Source organism: Leisingera sp. ANG-Vp, assembly GCF_000813725.1.
Taxonomy (GTDB): Bacteria; Pseudomonadota; Alphaproteobacteria; order Rhodobacterales; family Rhodobacteraceae; genus Leisingera.
The window spans coordinates 16,638-32,799 of sequence record NZ_JWLD01000038.1 but is presented as its reverse complement, the minus strand read 5'-3'; the positions used below and the strand labels follow the sequence as shown (position 1 = coordinate 32,799).

The following is a 16,162-nucleotide window of genomic DNA, read 5'->3' as shown; positions in this document are numbered from 1 at the left end:
CCGGCGGCTCGATCCGCCAGCCCGCTGCCTTCACCGGCACCGTCGGCATCAAGCCCACCTACGGCCGCTGCTCGCGCTGGGGCATCGTGGCCTTTGCCTCCTCGCTGGACCAGGCCGGCCCGATGACCAAATCGGTGCGCGACGCTGCCATCATGCTCGAGGCCATGTGCGGCCACGACCCCAAGGATTCGACTTCTGCCGAACTGGCAGTTCCGGACTTTGAGGCGATGCTGACCGGCGACATCAAGGGCAAGAAAATCGGTATCCCCAAGGAATACCGCATGGACGGCATGCCGGGCGAGATCGAAAAGCTCTGGTCCGAAGGCGCCGACATGCTGAAAGCCGCCGGTGCCGAGATCGTCGACATCTCGCTGCCGCACACAAAGTATGCGCTGCCTGCCTATTACGTGATCGCGCCGGCCGAAGCCTCCTCGAACCTGGCCCGCTACGACGGCGTCCGCTACGGCCATCGCGCCGCGCTGGAAGCAGGCGACGGCATCACCGAGATGTACGAGAAGACCCGCGCCGAAGGCTTCGGCTCCGAAGTGCAGCGCCGTGTCATGATCGGCACCTATGTGCTGTCGGCAGGCTTTTATGACGCCTATTACAACCGCGCCCGCCGCGTCCGTACCCTGATCAAAAAGGACTTCGAGGACGTATTTGCCGCCGGTGTCGACGCCATCCTGACCCCGGCGACCCCGTCGGCGGCCTTTGGCCTGGGCGAGATGACAGAGGCCGACCCGGTGCAAATGTACCTGAACGACGTCTTCACCGTCACCGTGAACCTGGCAGGCCTGCCGGGCATCGCGGTGCCTGCGGGACTGGACGGCCAGGGCCTGCCGCTGGGCCTGCAGCTGATCGGCAAGCCCTGGGAAGAAGGCGATCTGCTGAACACTGCCTATGCGCTGGAGAATGCCGCAGGTTTTGTAGCCAAGCCGCAGCAATGGTGGTAAACCTCTGCTCAAGCAATTGAGCAGAGCTGACAGGTACCCCATGCGCGTCTTCGCATCTTATGCCGCCGCAGGCAGCCTTCTGGTTATGGCTGCCTGTTCCCCGCAAGTCCCCGACAGCGCCGCCGGCGTTGGCATCGACGGCGATCCCTTTGCACCGCCGCCGGAAGTGGGGACCACGATCATTGGCGAGCCCCTGGTGCCGCCGGCGCGGGTGTCCAGCGAACCCTACCGGGTTGCGCCGGCGCCGCGCAGCCCCGGTTCGGTTGCTGCGGCGGGCACGTTCAGTTCCGCAGAAGCAGCCGGCAGCGATGAGGATATCGCCCGCGAAGCAGCGGCGGCCCTGGCGGCGTCGCAAACGAACTCCGGCACCGCCCCGCTGCAGGCCAGCCCCTCCAACCCGGCGCCGCAGCTGGCTGGGAATCCCGGCATTTCCGACGAGAACGACTTCCAGGCGGTCTCCTCCCGGCAGTCGATCGAGAGCGATGCAGAACGGCTGCAGCGCCAGAAAGCGCAGTACCAGCAGGTGCAGCCGGTGGCCGTGCCGCAGAGAACCGAAGGCACAGGCCCCAATATCGTCCGCTATGCGCTCAGCACCAGCAATCCCAAGGGGGTGCGGCTCTACAGCCGCTCGGGCATCAACCTGAAATCCCGCAACCAGAAGAACTGTGCAGAATTCGCCTCGCCCGATGCGGCTCAGGTGGCGTTTCTCGAGCAGGGCGGCCCGCAGCGCGACCGCAAGGCGCTGGACCCGGATGGCGACGGCTTTGCCTGCGGCTGGGACCCGGCACCTTACCGGCTCGCCGTTCAGAACTGATGGCTCCGGATCAGCGCCAGCCTGATCAGCCGGGCGCCCTCTGGCACCCCAGCCCGAATTCCGGGCCCCGCAGGGACGGTTTGGCACCGTCCCTGATTGTTCTCCACTACACGGCAATGGGCAGCGCACAGGCTGCCCTCGAGCGGCTCTGCGACCCCGTGGCAGAGGTGTCCGCGCATTACCTGATCGGTGCAGACGGCACGCTTTGGCAAATGGTGGCGGAAGACAAACGCGCCTGGCACGCCGGGGCAGGGGAATGGCACGGCAAGGATGACATTAACTCCCGCTCCATTGGCATTGAACTCGACAACCTTGGCGCCCATCCCTTCAGCGCACCGCAGATGGCAGTGCTCGAAGATCTGATGCGGGGGATCATGCAGCGCTGGGGCATCAAGCCCTCTGATGTGATCGGCCACTCCTGCATGGCTCCCGGCCGCAAATCCGACCCAGGCCCGCGGTTCGACTGGGCGCGGCTGGCGCGCCTAGGGCTGGCAGCTTCTGCCGGCAGCGCCGGGGTGCCGCAAAGACCGTCGGCAGAGATGTTCCGCCAAGCTGCCGCCAAGGCCGGGTTCACCGCCCCTTCTGATGATGAAACGCTGCTTGCCGCTGTGCGCCTTCGTTTCCGCCCTTGGGCGCGCGGCCCGCTGACGGCTGAAGATTTCCAGGTCCTCGCCTGAAAGACCGCGGGCCTGGCTTCTTTCTGGTCTCAAATACCCCGGGGTGAATTGGCCGCGAGGCCAAGAGGGGCAGCGCCCCTGCAGCACTATCCGCTTGACGCCGCCCGCCAATGTTCCTACCCCTCCCGTCGCGCAGAAGGCTGGATGGCCGCCGGCCCGGGGAGACCCGTGCGGGAGGAAAGTCCGGACTCCATGAAGCAGCGGTGCCGGGTAACGCCCGGGCGGGGGAACCCGACGGAAAGCGCCACAGAAAACAGACCGCCAGCCTCCGGGCTGGTAAGGGTGAAACGGTGGGGTAAGAGCCCACCGCGCCCCTGGCAACAGGGGCGGCACGGCAAGCCCCACCGGGAGCAATGCCAAATAGGGTCCCCGCGCGGGCAGGTTCCGGTTCGCCGGAAGACCGCCGCTAGGTTCGCTTCAGCCGAGAGGGACCGGGTTGGCAGCTTGAGCGGCGCAGCAATGCGCCGCCTAGATGAATGGCCATCGAGCCCTGCCTTACGGGGCAGGGGGGACAGGATCCGGCTTACAGGCCTTCTGCGCGTCTTGCCGGCTCATAGGCTGTGGCCGGTTCGGGAATGCCCTTCAGGTCGAAGACGCCGGCCTTCTGCAGGCCTGCGCCTATGGCCCGGGCCGTTGCTTCGCAAACCAGGATCTGCCCGCTGCCTGCCTTGCTGCAGAGCCTTGCCGCCAAATTCGGAGCCGCGCCAATGGCGGCATAGTCCAGCCGCCCTTCAAAGCCGATCTGGCCCAGCGTCGCTTCGCCGGTGGCAATCCCGATCCCAAGGCCGATCCGGCTGCTGCCGCTCTGGAATGGCCGCACGGCGGCCGGAAAACCCGCTTGCATCTGCTCCGCCAGGGCCAGCGCCTGCCCGGCCGGGTCCTCGCAGGGCAGCGGCGCATTGAACAGCACCAGCAGGCCGTCGCCCAGAAACCGTTCCAGCGTGCCGCCGGCGTCTTCGATCAGCGGGCCCGCGGCCTGGTGAAAGGCGTTGAGCGCGGCAATTACCTGTTCCGGAGCAACGGTGCTGGCAAAGGCGGTGAAGCCGCGCAGGTCCGCAAACAGAACCGTCACGGTGCGGCGCTGGCTGTTCAGCAGCGTGCTGCCGCTGCCCGCATTCACGATCATCGCCGCCACCGGTTCGGGCAGGAACCGGCGCAGCCGGTTGGTCCGCTCCAGCTCGGCGACCTGATGCGCGACCTTGCGCTCCAGCTGGCTGTTCCAGGATTGCAGCTCCTCCTTCTGCGCGTTGACCTCCTCATAAAGCGCGCCCAGTTCCCGGCTCATGCTGTTCACATTCCGCGCCAGCCCGCCAAACTCATCCCGGTTCGGCACGTCTGCCCGGGCGGTGAAACGGCCTGAGGCGACCGCGCTCAGAGTGCGGCCGATCTGCTCCACCGGCCAAAGCACGGAGGAGGAGATCGCATAGCCTGCCAGCAGCGACAGCAGCACGGCTGCCGCGCTTGCCCCGATAACCAGGGCGCGGGCGCGCACGTAGGCCCGGGCGGTCTCCTGCGCGCGCAGGTTCATCCGCCCTTCGATGTCCTTGGCGATTGTATAGGCATCGCGCTGCAGTCTCAGCACAAGCGGGGTGAACTGCTTCTCGACGATTTCCGAAACAGCGGCGGCATCGCGGGACTGGCGCGCCTTGGATAGGGCAAGGGTGACCGGGCGCAGGCGCTGTGCTGTCTCCTGCAAACCGGAAAGCCGGGGATCCCTGGGCAGGTCCTGCCGTTCGACCTGCACGGCGTAGCGGGCAATGATCACCATAAGATCATTGACTTCGTTCAGCGTCTGGGCTGACGGAACACCCATCCGGTCAGGGGTTTCGGACTTGCTGGCCATGGCAAACAGCAGGGCATCGCCGGCGCTTTGATAGAACCGGTTATAGGCTGCGATCTGCTGCTGGTCGCGGATCAGCTGCCGGGTCCGTTCGTTTGCCTGCAGCAGCGCTTGCAGCCCCAGAAGCGCAAGCGCAACCACCAGGCCGGTCCCGGTCAGAAAGGCGGTCAGCAGCTTGTGCCGCAGCGAGACCGCCAGCCCGGCGACCGCGCGCACCAGGAGATTCGGCTGGTTCCCGGTGTTGCTGGATTCCCCGTGCTCAGGCATCGGAACGGCCTTCGGCTGTGGCGCGGCTGGTCAGCTATTGAAATGGGGCAAACCTGCAGCAAAGCTACGAATTCCCGCCTCCCAAGCGGAAAGGCTGCGGAAAACTCCGGTTCTGCCGCGTAGAGCAGCAGAATTGGCCGCCCGGAACGGCTTCCAAGCGATTTGGCTGTTGACTTGGGGCGCAGGGCGGGTAAAAGCCGGGCTTCAGATAGGAATTTACCGAGAGGCCCCTGCCTTTTCGGACGCAGGAGAAGCACCATGGCGAAGCCGACCACCATCAAGATCCGCCTGAACTCGAGCGCGGGCACCGGCCACTTCTATGTGACCAAGAAAAACGCACGCACCATGACCGAGAAAATGGTTGTGCGCAAATACGACCCGGTTGTGCGCAAGCACGTCGAGTACAAAGAAGGCAAAATCAAGTAAGCCTTGCTTTCGGTACAGTTTTGAAACGGGTCGCGCCAGCCGCGGCCCGTTTTCTTTTGCAGCACAGGAATCTGCGGCCGGGCATATGGCAATCGATTAAAATGCGGCCGGGTTTCCCGCGCCCCTGAGCAAGCCGGGCACTTTTGTGCCGTATTTGCCGCCTATGCTGAAGTCTGTGGGTTAAAGAATGTATGGGTGGATGTGCTGTGAGAGTCTTTTTGTTTGCGGCGGCGGTTGCTGCAGCCGGGGCACCGGTTTCGAGTTCATTTAGTGCCGGAGCGGCGGTCCCGCCGCCGCCCTCTGTGGAAGCGGGACCTTTGCAGGTTCCGGAAACTGCACCGGCGCCGGCCGTTGCGGCTGAGCCTGCGGGCCGTGCAGTGATTGACAAGGTGGTACAGCTTCAAGGGCGCGAGCTGACCCTGTGCCTTGTCCGTTCCGGCAGCGCCGGGATGGCGGTGCTGAGCGTTCCGGAAAACAGCGTGGTGCCCAGCCTGCCGGAGATTTCCGAAACCGAATTCCTCGAATTGGTAACCGGGGCATCAGGCTGCCGTGCGGATGGAGAGGTGAGGGAGGTGGCCAGCCAGCGCGGCACAATTGCCATTTCCGCGGGTCTGGACTGTACTGCGGCTGCGTCCTGAGTGCCGACCGCCGGCCATGGTTTGAGCCTTAGGCCCGCCATTCTGCCATTGTGAGGACGGGCTCCATCCCCAGCCCCTTCATCAACGCAGCAGAGGCCGTGTTGAACGGGGCATAGGTGGCCGCAACCACCGTGGCACCTGCTTGCAGTGCCCGGGTCCTCATCGCCTCCAGAAGCGCCTTGCCAACGCCCATGCGGCGCCAGGCCTCGGTCACCGAGATATGGTGCAGCATGGCACGGGTTTCGGCCGCTCGGATGGGCAGGGCGGGGCGGTCCTGGATTTCGAAAATCACGTAGCCCAGCAGGCTGCCCTGCGGGCTTTCAGCGGCAAGGGCAAAGACGTTGTCTTCCCCCAGCCATCCCTGCAGCCAGCTTGCCAGTTCCTCGCTGCCGGGCTCGGGAATATGGCGCTCTGGCTGATAGGCAGCGTGCAATGCGTGCAGATCCTGCAGAAGCGGCAGCAGGCGCCGGGCCTCGGGAGCGGGAATTTCGATAACCTTCATGGGATATTCCTTCTTGTTATTGTTGTTCAAATGAAAAGGGGCCGGTCGCTATGGCCGGCCCCTCGAAATGTTCCCGATTTGAGCCGGGTTATTCTTGCTGGCCCATGAACATCAGCAGGAACTGGAACATGTTCAGGAAGCTGATGTAGAGGCTCAGGGCGCCGTCATAGGCTGCTTTGTCCAGCCATTCCTGATCGCCATGGGTCGCCATCGCGACATAGGTGTTCTTGATGTCCTGCGTGTAGAAGGCGGTGAGGCCTGCAAAGATCAGAACGCCGATCGCGGAAATTGCAAACATCATGGCCGGCGACTGCAGGAACATGTTCACGACCATCGCGACGATGAGGCCGATGACGCCCATCATCAGGAAGGTGCCCATGCCGCTCAGGTCTTTCTTGGTGGTATAGCCAAACAGCGACAGGCCGGCGAAGGCGATTGCGGTCACCAGGAAGGTCTGGGCGATCGAGTAGGGCGTGTAGATCATGAACACGGTGCCCATGGAAATGCCCATGACCGCCGCAAACGCCAGGAAGCCCAGCTGCACAACCGCCGCGCTGCCGCGGCGCATCAGGGCGCCCCAGCCAAAGAAGATGAAGGCCAGCGGCGACAGCATCAGCACGAATTTGACCGGCGACACATAAAGCGTATAGCCAAGCTCGGTCAGGTAGCGGTCAGCGCCGATCTGATACTCGTTCGGAACCGAGGTGATCGACAGGCCGGCAATGGCCCAGGCCGCCAGAGCGGTGATCAGCAGGCCCACGGACATGGTGCCGTAGACTTTGTTCATATGGGCGCGCAGGCCCTCATCAATCTGCGCGGCGCGGGCGCCGGCGGCAGACCGGATGGTGTCGAATTGTGCCATCTGCAATGGTCTCCGTAATCTACTCCCTATCTGCTGGCGCGCGAACAGGGCCGCGGCCGGCAGCTTTCCTGGTAAATATCGGGGGAAGCGCGCTTTGGTTCAAGTATTTCAAGCAAAGATTTAGAGGAAAAACAGGTAAACGGGCCGCGGCAGGGCGGCCCGTCCCAATTCCTGGCGGCTGAGGCGCCTTTCGGGATCAGCAGCTCCAGTGATCCGGCGCGCTCCAGAAGCTGCGGCGGGATTCGGTTTCGGCTTCGCTGCGGGTCACGCCGATGTCTTCCAGCGCCCGTGCGTCCAGTTTTGCGAGCTGGCGGCGCTGGCGCCAGGCTGCCAGATGCAGGCCGATGCGGGCAGTCAGTGCGAGGCGCGGCTTGGCAGCGGCGCAATGGGCGGAGCGGGAGGAGGTCAGATAGGTCATGGCGTGGATCCTTCAGTTAAGTTTGTGATGGTTCCCTTTCGGGTGATCATTTCTGTTGATGAATATGGAGGTGTGTGGCATATTTTCAAAACGAATGTTTTTGATAGAACTCATCAGGTGTCGTGATGGTTAGAAATCTTGATATCACCACGCTCCGCTCCTTTGTGGCGGTGGCGGACCATGGCGGGGTGACCCGGGCAGCAGGCTTCCTGCATCTCACTCAGTCAGCGGTCTCGATGCAACTGAAACGGCTGGAGGAACTGCTGGGGCTGGACCTTCTGGACCGCTCCGGGCGCGGCATCGCGCTGACCGCGTCGGGCGAGCAGCTTCTGGCCTACGCCCGCCGCATGGTGGCGATGAATGACGAGGTGATCGCCCGGCTCACCGATCAGGCCTTTGAAGGCGAGGTGATCCTCGGGGTGCCGCATGACGTGGTGCATCCGGTGATCCCGCAGGTGATGCAGCGCTTCAATGCCAGCTTCCCGCGGGTGAATGTCAATCTGTGCACCTCCAACACCCGCGAGCTGAAAGCGGAGTTCGCGCGGGGCAGGATGGATTTGATCCTGACCACCGAAACAGGGGCAGGCGAGGGCAGCGAGACCATCCACCAGATGCCGCTGCGCTGGGTCGGCGCGGTGAACGGCTCCGCCTGGCGGCAGCGGCCGCTGCGGCTGGGGTTCTGCCGCAAATGCATCTTCCGCACGGAGGCCACCGCAGCGCTGGATGCGGAAGGCGCTGCCTGGGAGATGGCGCTGGACAGCGATTCCGACCGCACAGTGGAGGCGACGGTGAGTGCTGATCTGGCGGTCGGAGTGCTGCTTGAAGGCACCCAGCCGCCGCATCAGGAGCTGATCGACCATGGCGGTTCCCTGCCGGAGCTGCCGGTGCAGCACATCAATCTCTACGGCGGTGAAAAAGTGCGGGCGCCTTATGTCGAAGAGCTGGCCGCATTGATCCGGCAGGGGTTTGCCGCGATGCGTCCGGTGCCCCTGCGTGCCGCCAGCTGAACACCCGGACGGCAGGTCCTGCGGTGGCAGCGCCAGTTACGGGCCATCGTGTCTTGGGCAGGCGGAGTGCTCCCGCGCCCGCAGGATGCCCTGGCTGCGCCAGACCACCCTTGGCGGCCTTGGGCCAGGCTCAGCGCCGCTGGCGCTGAGCCTGGCCCAACGAGAGCGGCGCATTTCAAAATGCGCCAGCGATGGGCGGGAGCGCCGCCGGAACCGCTGCAGCGGTCAGCGGCCGCCCATGGCAATCACCACTTTGCCGGTGGATTTACGGCTGCGCAGAAGCTCCAGCCCATCCGCAGCCTGCTCCAGCGGCAGGCTGTGGCTGATATGCGGCTTGATGCGGCCCTCGCCGTGCCAGGCAAACAAGGTCTCAAAAGAGTTCCGCACGGCCTCCGGACGGAACTTCATGTACCCGCCGAGATAAAATCCGATCACCGTCAGGTTCTTCACCAGCAGGTGGTTGGCCGGGATCTGGGGGATTTCACCGCCAGCAAAGCCAACCGGCAGAAGGCGGCCGCCCGGATTGGCAGACCGGAAGGCTGCTTTCCAGACGTCGCCGCCTACGGCATCATAGATTACATCAGCTCCGCCCAGGCTCTTAACTGTGCTGCGCAGATCCTGCTCCGCATCAATCAGGTGATCCGCTCCTGCTGCCGCAGCAACGTCCAGCTTATCCCGGCCGCGGGCCTGTGCGATCACTGTTGCCCCCATCAGCTTGCCGATCTCCACCGCGGTCAGCCCGACGCCGCCTGCCGCCCCAGTCACCAGCAGCGTCTCCCCGGGCTGCAGCCGCGCGCAATGGTCCAGCGCCATGTGGCTGGTGCCATAGGCAATCTGCATCGCGGCCGCATGTTCAAAGCTCATCGTGTCCGGAATCCGGATCATCCGCGCACAGTCGAACACTCCGGCTTCGGCCAGTCCGCCGGACCCGCTGAACACCGCCACGCGGTCTCCGACAGAAAAGTCCTGGACGCCGTCTCCAAGTGCCGTCACCACGCCTGCGGCTTCCAGCCCAAGCGTAAAGGGCGCCTCCGGTGTGTCCTGGTAGCTGCCCTTGATCATCAGCAAGTCGGCAAAGTTCAACCCGCAGGCGCGCAGCGCAACCGCGGCCTCGCCGGGGCCCGGCGCCGGGCAGGCGGCCTCTGTCAGAACCGGTGCGCTGCCAGGGGCGGGAACCTGGAAAACTTTCATGATAATTTCCTCACCTTTTGCGGGAATCAGCGTGATTCGCAGGGGCACACTGGCGGGGGGATGCTGCGGAACACACCTCGCTATTTCTGGGGAGGTACGCGATAGGCAGCTGTTTGGCAACAAAACGTTTGGAAAAATGCCGCGTGAAATCATGCGCTTGACCTTTCAGCCCTGAGACCGGGCGACGGCAGTCTTGCAATCAACCGCAAGGGTTGTACACTTTTGCGCAGAGGTTGAGCTCAGATCGCTCTGATGGGGAAACTTGTTTCCGGCACGGATTTGACTTCGCCGGAACTGGTAATGGAATGCAGCGGTCCGGGCTACAGCCGGATTTTTGAGACTAGGAGAAACGCATGGCTCATCCCGTTGACGTGCATGTGGGAAAGCGTATCCGCCACCGCCGGTGGCTGATCGGCATGACGCAGCAGCAACTCGCCGAGCAAGTCGGCATCAAATTTCAGCAGATTCAGAAATATGAAACCGGTGCCAACCGGGTCAGTGCCTCCCGGCTCTGGGACATTTCCGATGCCCTTGAAGTGCCGGTGAGCTTCTTCTTCGAGGGGCTTCAGGAAGAAGGCAAGGCGCCGGCGGAAAAAGCCTCGGTGCCGGAAGACCTGATGGGCGACAAGGAAGCGCTTGATTTGGTGCGCTCTTATTATGCGATCCCGGAAAACCAGCGCCGCCGCCTGTTTGAACTGGCACGGGTGCTGAGCGACGCTGCTTGAAACCCGAATGGCGCCTGACAGCTGACAGGCGCCTGCTAACGCAATTGCAAGCGCAAATCCTGCTGGAAACAGGATTTGCGCTTGCATTGTTTTTGGCCGGGTGGCACCCCTAAAGGTATGACACAGGCCGCATTTTCCGATCTTGATGTTGCGCACAGGATGGCAGACGCAGCCCGCGCTGCCGTCCTGCCGCATTTCCGCACCGCATCCCTGAACGCCGAGAACAAGCTGGCAGACGGGTTCGACCCGGTCACCGTGGCCGACCGCGCCGCTGAGCAGGCGATGCGGGCTGTGCTGGCAGAGCTGCGTCCGGATGACGGCATCCTGGGGGAGGAGTTCGGCACCGAACAGGGCAGCTCCGGCCGCACCTGGGTTCTGGATCCGATTGATGGCACCCGCGGGTTCATCAGCGGCACCCCGACCTGGGGGGTGCTGATTGCACTCGCAGATGATACCGGCCCCTTCCTGGGGGTGATCGACCAGCCCTATACCGGCGAGCGTTTCTGCGGCGGGCCTGAGATCGCCTCCATGACGGGACCGCTTGGCGAACGCCCCTTGCAGACCCGCGCCACTGCGGTGCTGGAAGAGGCTATCCTGTTCACCACTTTTCCGGAAGTCGGCACCCCTGAGGAGCGCGCCGGGTTCGAACGGGTCGCTGCCCGGGCCAAGCTGACCCGTTACGGCACCGATTGTTATGCCTATGCGCTGGTTGCGGCGGGGCAGGTGGATCTGGTGATCGAGGCCGGCCTCAACCCCTATGACATCCAGGCGCCGATTGCGCTGATCCAGGCGGCGGGCGGCATCGTCACCGATTGGCAGGGCAACCCGGCCCACGATGGCGGCCGCGCCCTGGCCGCCGCCAATGCGGACATCCACGCGGCGGCGCTGGAGCTGCTAGGCCAGGCCTGAACAGCTTGAAACCGGCGGCGCTGGTCTGTAGTTTATGCCGCAGGCCGGTTCTTCGCCCGTTTTCCGCCGGCTGATCACACATTCCTACGAAGCGGGCTGCCAAAAGGAGTGTGTGACAATGGCAGAAATCCTGATTCAAAATGCGGACACCATCCTGACGATGGATGACACGCGCAAAGTGCTGCATGGCGCTGATGTGCTGATCCGCGAGGGGCAGATCGCGGCCATAGGGCAGGGGCTGGAAACCGCAGGCGACATCGTTTCCGGCAGCGGCTGCGTAGTAACGCCCGGTCTGGTCAATACCCACCACCACCTCTACCAGAACCTCACCCGCGCAGTACCCGGCGCCCAGGACGCGCTTCTGTTCGGCTGGCTGCAGCGTCTCTACCCGATCTGGTCGCGGTTCGGCCCCGACGAGATGTTCGTCTCTGCCCAGCTTGGCCTGGCCGAGCTGGCGCTGTCGGGCTGCACTCTCAGCTCCGACCATCTTTACCTCTACCCCAACGGCGCCCGGCTCGAGGACACCATCCACGCCGCCCGCGAGGTCGGCCTGCGCTTCCACCCGACCCGCGGCGCCATGAGCATCGGCGAAAGCGACGGCGGCTTGCCGCCGGACAGTCTGGTCGAAAACGAACGCGCCATTCTGGACGACATGATCCGGGTGGTGGACAGTTTCCACGACGCATCGGAAGGCTCCATGGTCCGGGTCGGTTTGGCCCCGTGTTCGCCGTTCTCTGTGAGCCGCGAGCTGATGCGCGACGCCGCCATCCTGGCCCGCGACAAGGGCGTCATGCTGCATACGCACCTGGCGGAAAACGACGAGGATATCGCCTATTCCGAGGCCAACTTCGGCTGCCGCCCAGGCCAGTACGCAGAAGAGCTCGGCTGGACCGGCGATGACGTCTGGCATGCGCACTGCGTGAAGCTCGACGGGCAAGAGATTGATCTTTTTGCAAGAACCCGAACCGGCGTCGCCCATTGCCCCTGTTCGAACTGCCGCCTGGGCAGCGGCATCGCGCCGGTGCGCGCGATGCGCGATGCGGGGGTGCCGGTGGGCCTGGGCGTGGACGGTTCAGCCAGCAACGACATGGCCAGCCTCAGCGCCGAGGCGCGCCAGGCGATGCTGCTGCAGCGGGTTGCAAACGGTGCCGACGCGATGAGCGCCTATGAAGCGCTGGAAATCGCCACCCGAGGCGGCGCCGATGTGCTGGGCCGCCCCGACTGCGGCCGTCTGGAACCGGGCAAACGCGCGGATATCGCCATCTGGGATACCAGGGGCGTCGCCTCCAGCGGCAGCTGGGACGCCGCCGCGCTGCTGCTGGCCGGCCCCACTCAGGTCAAGCATCTGTTTGTTGAGGGCAGGCAGATCGTCCGCAACGGCGAAATGGCCACCCTGGACATGCCGCATCTGCTGGAGCGCCACAGCCGGCTGGCGCAGCGGCTGATGGATTGAAGTTTCCTTCTTTCATCTTGCCGAAAATACTCCCGCCGGAGGCAGAGGCGCGCTAGCGCCTCTCCTAAACCCGACGGCCGCTGATCCAAACCTCGGCAACCGCCCGGTCGTCTCCCATCATGATGGTCGGGAAAACCGCTTCCCACAGATCGCCCGCCCGCTCAGACCGCTGTGCAATCGCCGGGGTTGAGGCGAGATCCAGCACCACCAGATCCGCCTCCATGCCTGTCGCAATATTCCCAATCTTGGCATCCATCCGAAGTGCTGCGGCCGACCCTTGTGTTGCCAGCCACAGCAGCTGCGCCGTGTGCAGCGGCGTGCCGCGCAACTGGCCGATTTCATAAGCCGCTGCCATGGTGCGCAGCATCGAGAAACTCGATCCGCCGCCGGTATCCGTCGCCAGCCCGATCCGCTGCCCCTCTGCCATCAGCCCGGTCATGTCGAACAAGCCGGACCCGATGAAGGTATTTGATGTCGGGCAATGCACCAGAGCAGCACCAAACTCCCGCAGCCGGTGGCGTTCGCGCTCTTCCAGATGAATCGCATGGCCATACAGCCCCTTGGCGCCCAGCAGCCCGAATTCCTCGTATGTATCAAGATAGTCCCGCGCCTGCGGGAAAAGCTCCCGGACCCAGGCAATCTCATCGGTCTGCTCGCTCAGATGCGTCTGCATCAGGCATTCCGGATGTTCGGCCCAAAGCGCCCCCATCGCCTCCAGCTGCTCCGGCGAGGAGGTCGGCGAGAACCGCGGCGTGATGGCATACTCCAGCCGGTCCACCCCGTGCCAGCGCCCGATCAGCGCCTCCGAGCCGTCATAGGCCGACTGCGCCGTGTCCCGCAGACCGTCCGGGGCATTGCGGTCCATGCAGGTCTTGCCGGCAACCACCCGCTGCCCGCGCGCCTGTGCCGCGGCGAAGAATGCATCCACGCTTTCGGGATGAATTGTGCAATAGCTGCAAACCGTTGTGGTGCCATGCGCAGCCGTCAGGTCGAGATAGCGGCTGGCAATCTCATCCGCATAGGCGCGGTCCTCAAACCGCATCTCCTCCGGAAAGGTGTAGCTGTTCAGCCAGTCGATCAGCCGCTTGCCCCAGCTGGCGATGATCGCGGTCTGCGGGTAATGCACATGGGCATCGACAAATCCCGCCATGATCAGGTGCGGGCCGTAATCCACAATCAGGGCCCCGGGCAGCAGCACCTGCATTTCTGCCAGGGTGCCGGTGCCTGCCACCTTGTCTCCGCTCAATCCCACGGCCTCATCCAGCCGGGCGGCGTCCTCCGGGCGTTCCCCGCTGAAGGGGGAGTGGGAAAAAGACAGCACTTGCCCCTTTAGAATGTATTCTGCAGCCATTCCGTCCAGCCTTTCCTTGCAAATGCGCCGTGCTCAGGATACCCGCGCCTCAAGCTCCGGTAAATTGGCCCATTGCCGTTGTTTTCCGGTTAGCGCTTCTTCTATTTTGCAGGCAATCACGCAAGAAAATACTCCGGGGGGCATCACATGAGCAGCGGCGACAATATCACCGGCGACCTGTCTCAGGACGATGCCTACGATCTGGACCGCACCCTGGTGGCCCAGGTCCGCGACGCGGTTGAGCGCGGCGACCAGACTGAGCTGACAGCGCTGCTGGAAGACCTGCACGCAGCTGACATCGCCGACCTTCTGGAACAGGTCAGCCCGCAGGAACGGGAAGACCTGATCCGGCTTTATGACCGCGAGTTCGACGGCGATATTCTCTCGGAACTGGATGAGAGCATCCGCGAAGAGGTGATCGGCATCCTCAACCCGGCGGTTCTGGCCGAGGCGGTGCGGGAGCTGGAAAGCGACGATGTCGTCGACCTTCTGGAAGACCTGGAGGAGCCGCAGCAGGAAGCCATTCTGGATGTGCTGGAAGATGCCGACCGGGTTGCGGTCGAGCAGTCGCTGAGCTTCCCTGAAAACTCCGCCGGCCGCCTGATGCAGCGCGAGGTGGTGATGGCGCCCGAGCATTGGAACGTCGGCCAGGCCATTGATTTCATGCGCGAGTCTGACGATCTGCCTGAGCAGTTCTACCACATGGTTCTGGTCGATCCGCGCACCCATCCGATCGGCAATGTCACCCTGGGCCGGATCATGGGCGCCAAGCGCGAGGTGCCGCTGAAGGATTTGGTCGAAGAAACCTTTCAGGTGATCCCGGCCGACCAGGACGAGGAAGATGTGGCTTATGCCTTCAACCAGTACCATCTGATCTCGGCACCGGTGACGGACGAAGAGGGGCGGCTGGTCGGGGTCATCACCATCGACGACGCCATGGCGGTGCTGGACGAGGAGCACGAGGAAGACATCCTGCGCCTCGCCGGTGTCGGCGAGGAAAGCTCGCTGGCGGACAAGGTAATTGAGACCACCAAGCGCCGTTTTCCCTGGCTGGCGGTGAACCTGGTGACTGCGGTGCTGGCCTCGCTGGTGATTGCCCAGTTTGAGGCCGCGATTGCCCAGATCGTGGCGCTTGCGGTGCTGATGCCGATTGTCGCCTCGATGGGCGGCAACGCCGGCACCCAGTCGCTGACCGTTGCCGTGCGCGCCATTGCCACCCGCGACCTTACAGGCTCCAACGTCTGGCGGGTGATCCGCCGTGAAGTGCTGGTGGGGCTGGTCAATGGGCTGATTTTTGCGGTGGTGATGGGGATTGTCGGCATCGCCTGGTTCGGCTCGCCGATGCTCGGCGGTGTGATTGCCGTCGCGATGGTGATCAATCTGGTCGTGGCCGGGCTGGCAGGCACAGTGATCCCGGTTCTACTTGAGAAAATGAACATCGACCCGGCGCTGGCCTCCGGCGCCTTTGTGACCACCGTGACCGATGTGGTCGGCTTCTTTGCCTTTCTGGGCCTGGCCGCCGCCGTATTGCTGTAGGAGAGAGCCATGACCGATCTGACCGAGATCAAAGCCGCCGCCCGCAAAGCTGCCTTTGCCCGCCGCAAGGAAGCGCACGCGCGCAACTTGCCAGGTGTGGCAGGCCATCTGGCCGAGGTGCTGGCCGGCTACCGCGGCGTGCCGCTGGCAGGCTACATGCCGATCCGCACCGAGATTGACCCGCTGCCAGTGATGGCGGAAGCCGCGGCGCATGGCCCGGTGGGGGTGCCGGTGATCATGGGCGAGGGGATGCCGCTGAAGTTCAGCCGCTGGCAGCCGGAAGGCGCCATGCGCGACGGTCCCTTCGGTGCCCGGGTACCTGAGGTGGATGATTTCTTTGAGCCGGAAATCGTGGTGGTGCCGCTGGTTGCCTTCGACGCCAAGGGGGGGCGGCTTGGTTATGGCGGCGGTTTCTATGACCGCACGCTGGAGCTGCTGCGCAGCAAACGGGCAACCCTGGCGATTGGCTTTGCCTTTGACGGCCAGGAAGCCGAAGACCTGCCGCTGGAGCCCACTGACCAGCCGCTGGACATGATGGTCACCGAAACCCGTATTCTCCAATTCAGCCGCTGATCTTCAGGGCTGGAGGCAAA

16 protein-coding genes, 1 other RNA gene and 1 pseudogene are annotated in these 16,162 nt (G+C 64.1%); 12 read left to right on the top strand and 6 right to left on the bottom strand.

Translation table 11 applies throughout. The features are described from left to right. The 4 genes from RA20_RS13460 to rnpB form a co-directional block, all read left to right on the top strand. The coding region (locus tag RA20_RS13460) for an amidase family protein (protein WP_039129599.1) at positions 1-953 on the top strand (953 nt) is incomplete at its 5' end. Positions 954-993: 40 nt separating this feature from the next. Then, the gene (locus tag RA20_RS13455) at positions 994-1,767 is read left to right on the top strand and encodes an excalibur calcium-binding domain-containing protein (protein WP_039129596.1); all 774 of its coding nucleotides are present in this window, start codon (positions 994-996) and stop codon (positions 1,765-1,767) included. Then, entirely contained in the window at positions 1,767-2,444 is a 678-nt protein-coding gene (locus tag RA20_RS13450) for an N-acetylmuramoyl-L-alanine amidase (RefSeq protein ID WP_039129593.1), read from the top strand. The genes RA20_RS13455 and RA20_RS13450 overlap by 1 nt, the downstream gene beginning before the upstream one ends. A 132-nt stretch (positions 2,445-2,576) precedes the next feature. Continuing rightward, positions 2,577-2,986, top strand: an RNA gene (gene rnpB, locus RA20_RS24695) — RNase P RNA component class A. A gap of 134 nt (positions 2,987-3,120) precedes the next feature. On the opposite strand, the pseudogene RA20_RS26395 reads toward rnpB, so the two are convergent. Then, a pseudogene (locus RA20_RS26395) lies at positions 3,121-3,972 on the bottom strand (adenylate/guanylate cyclase domain-containing protein); the annotation flags it as partial. An 837-nt stretch (positions 3,973-4,809) separates the two neighbouring features. Between RA20_RS26395 and rpmG the strand changes: the two are divergent. Together rpmG and RA20_RS13435 are read left to right on the top strand one after the other, a co-directional pair. Then, positions 4,810-4,977: a 50S ribosomal protein L33 gene (rpmG, locus tag RA20_RS13440; protein WP_008554190.1), complete on the top strand. Its 168-nt coding sequence runs from the start codon at positions 4,810-4,812 to the stop codon at positions 4,975-4,977. 317 nt (positions 4,978-5,294) lie between these two features. Further along, entirely contained in the window at positions 5,295-5,615 is a 321-nt protein-coding gene (locus tag RA20_RS13435; RefSeq protein WP_039129583.1) for a hypothetical protein, read from the top strand. 28 nt (positions 5,616-5,643) lie between these two features. Here the strand turns inward: RA20_RS13435 and RA20_RS13430 are convergent, their stop codons facing one another. The 3 genes from RA20_RS13430 to RA20_RS13420 all read right to left on the bottom strand — a co-directional run bounded on the left by RA20_RS13430 (position 5,644) and on the right by RA20_RS13420 (position 7,397). After that, positions 5,644-6,117, bottom strand: a complete 474-nt coding sequence (locus tag RA20_RS13430) for a GNAT family N-acetyltransferase (RefSeq protein ID WP_039129580.1) — start codon at positions 6,115-6,117, stop codon at positions 5,644-5,646. A gap of 88 nt (positions 6,118-6,205) precedes the next feature. Continuing rightward, positions 6,206-6,979, bottom strand: a complete 774-nt coding sequence (locus RA20_RS13425; RefSeq protein ID WP_039129577.1) for a Bax inhibitor-1/YccA family protein — start codon at positions 6,977-6,979, stop codon at positions 6,206-6,208. Positions 6,980-7,175: 196 nt separating this feature from the next. Beyond that, the gene (locus RA20_RS13420) at positions 7,176-7,397 is read right to left on the bottom strand and encodes a DUF1127 domain-containing protein (protein WP_039129575.1); all 222 of its coding nucleotides are present in this window, start codon (positions 7,395-7,397) and stop codon (positions 7,176-7,178) included. 125 nt (positions 7,398-7,522) lie between these two features. Between RA20_RS13420 and RA20_RS13415 the strand changes: the two genes are divergently transcribed. Beyond that, a complete protein-coding gene (locus tag RA20_RS13415; RefSeq protein WP_039129572.1) occupies positions 7,523-8,404 on the top strand; it encodes a LysR family transcriptional regulator in 882 nt (293 codons plus the stop codon). Between the two features lie 225 nt (positions 8,405-8,629). On the opposite strand, the gene RA20_RS13410 is transcribed toward RA20_RS13415, so the two are convergent. After that, positions 8,630-9,595 (bottom strand): NADPH:quinone oxidoreductase family protein, encoded by a 966-nt coding sequence (locus RA20_RS13410; RefSeq protein WP_039129569.1) that lies wholly within the window; start codon positions 9,593-9,595, stop codon positions 8,630-8,632. A 353-nt stretch (positions 9,596-9,948) separates the two neighbouring features. On the opposite strand from RA20_RS13410, the gene RA20_RS13405 reads away from it, so the two are divergent. The 3 genes from RA20_RS13405 (at position 9,949) to RA20_RS13395 (ending at position 12,682) form a co-directional block, all read left to right on the top strand. Beyond that, complete coding sequence (locus tag RA20_RS13405) at positions 9,949-10,320, top strand: helix-turn-helix domain-containing protein (RefSeq protein WP_039129567.1); 372 nt, start codon at positions 9,949-9,951, stop codon at positions 10,318-10,320. 117 nt (positions 10,321-10,437) lie between these two features. Continuing rightward, a complete protein-coding gene (gene hisN, locus RA20_RS13400; protein WP_039129565.1) occupies positions 10,438-11,229 on the top strand; it encodes a histidinol-phosphatase in 792 nt (263 codons plus the stop codon). Positions 11,230-11,347: 118 nt separating this feature from the next. Next, the gene (locus tag RA20_RS13395; RefSeq protein WP_039129614.1) at positions 11,348-12,682 is read left to right on the top strand and encodes an 8-oxoguanine deaminase; all 1,335 of its coding nucleotides are present in this window, start codon (positions 11,348-11,350) and stop codon (positions 12,680-12,682) included. Between the two features lie 64 nt (positions 12,683-12,746). Here the strand turns inward: RA20_RS13395 and guaD are convergent, their stop codons facing one another. Then, positions 12,747-14,033, bottom strand: a complete 1,287-nt coding sequence (gene guaD / locus RA20_RS13390; RefSeq protein ID WP_039129562.1) for a guanine deaminase — start codon at positions 14,031-14,033, stop codon at positions 12,747-12,749. Positions 14,034-14,180: 147 nt separating this feature from the next. On the opposite strand from guaD, the gene mgtE reads away from it, so the two are divergent. Together mgtE and RA20_RS13380 are read left to right on the top strand one after the other, a co-directional pair. Then, positions 14,181-15,569 carry a magnesium transporter gene (mgtE, locus tag RA20_RS13385; protein ID WP_039129559.1) on the top strand — a complete coding sequence of 463 codons (1,389 nt, stop codon included), beginning with the start codon at positions 14,181-14,183 and terminating at the stop codon, positions 15,567-15,569. A gap of 9 nt (positions 15,570-15,578) precedes the next feature. Next, positions 15,579-16,142: a 5-formyltetrahydrofolate cyclo-ligase gene (locus tag RA20_RS13380; protein ID WP_039129557.1), complete on the top strand. Its 564-nt coding sequence runs from the start codon at positions 15,579-15,581 to the stop codon at positions 16,140-16,142. Positions 16,143-16,162 lie beyond the last annotated feature (20 nt).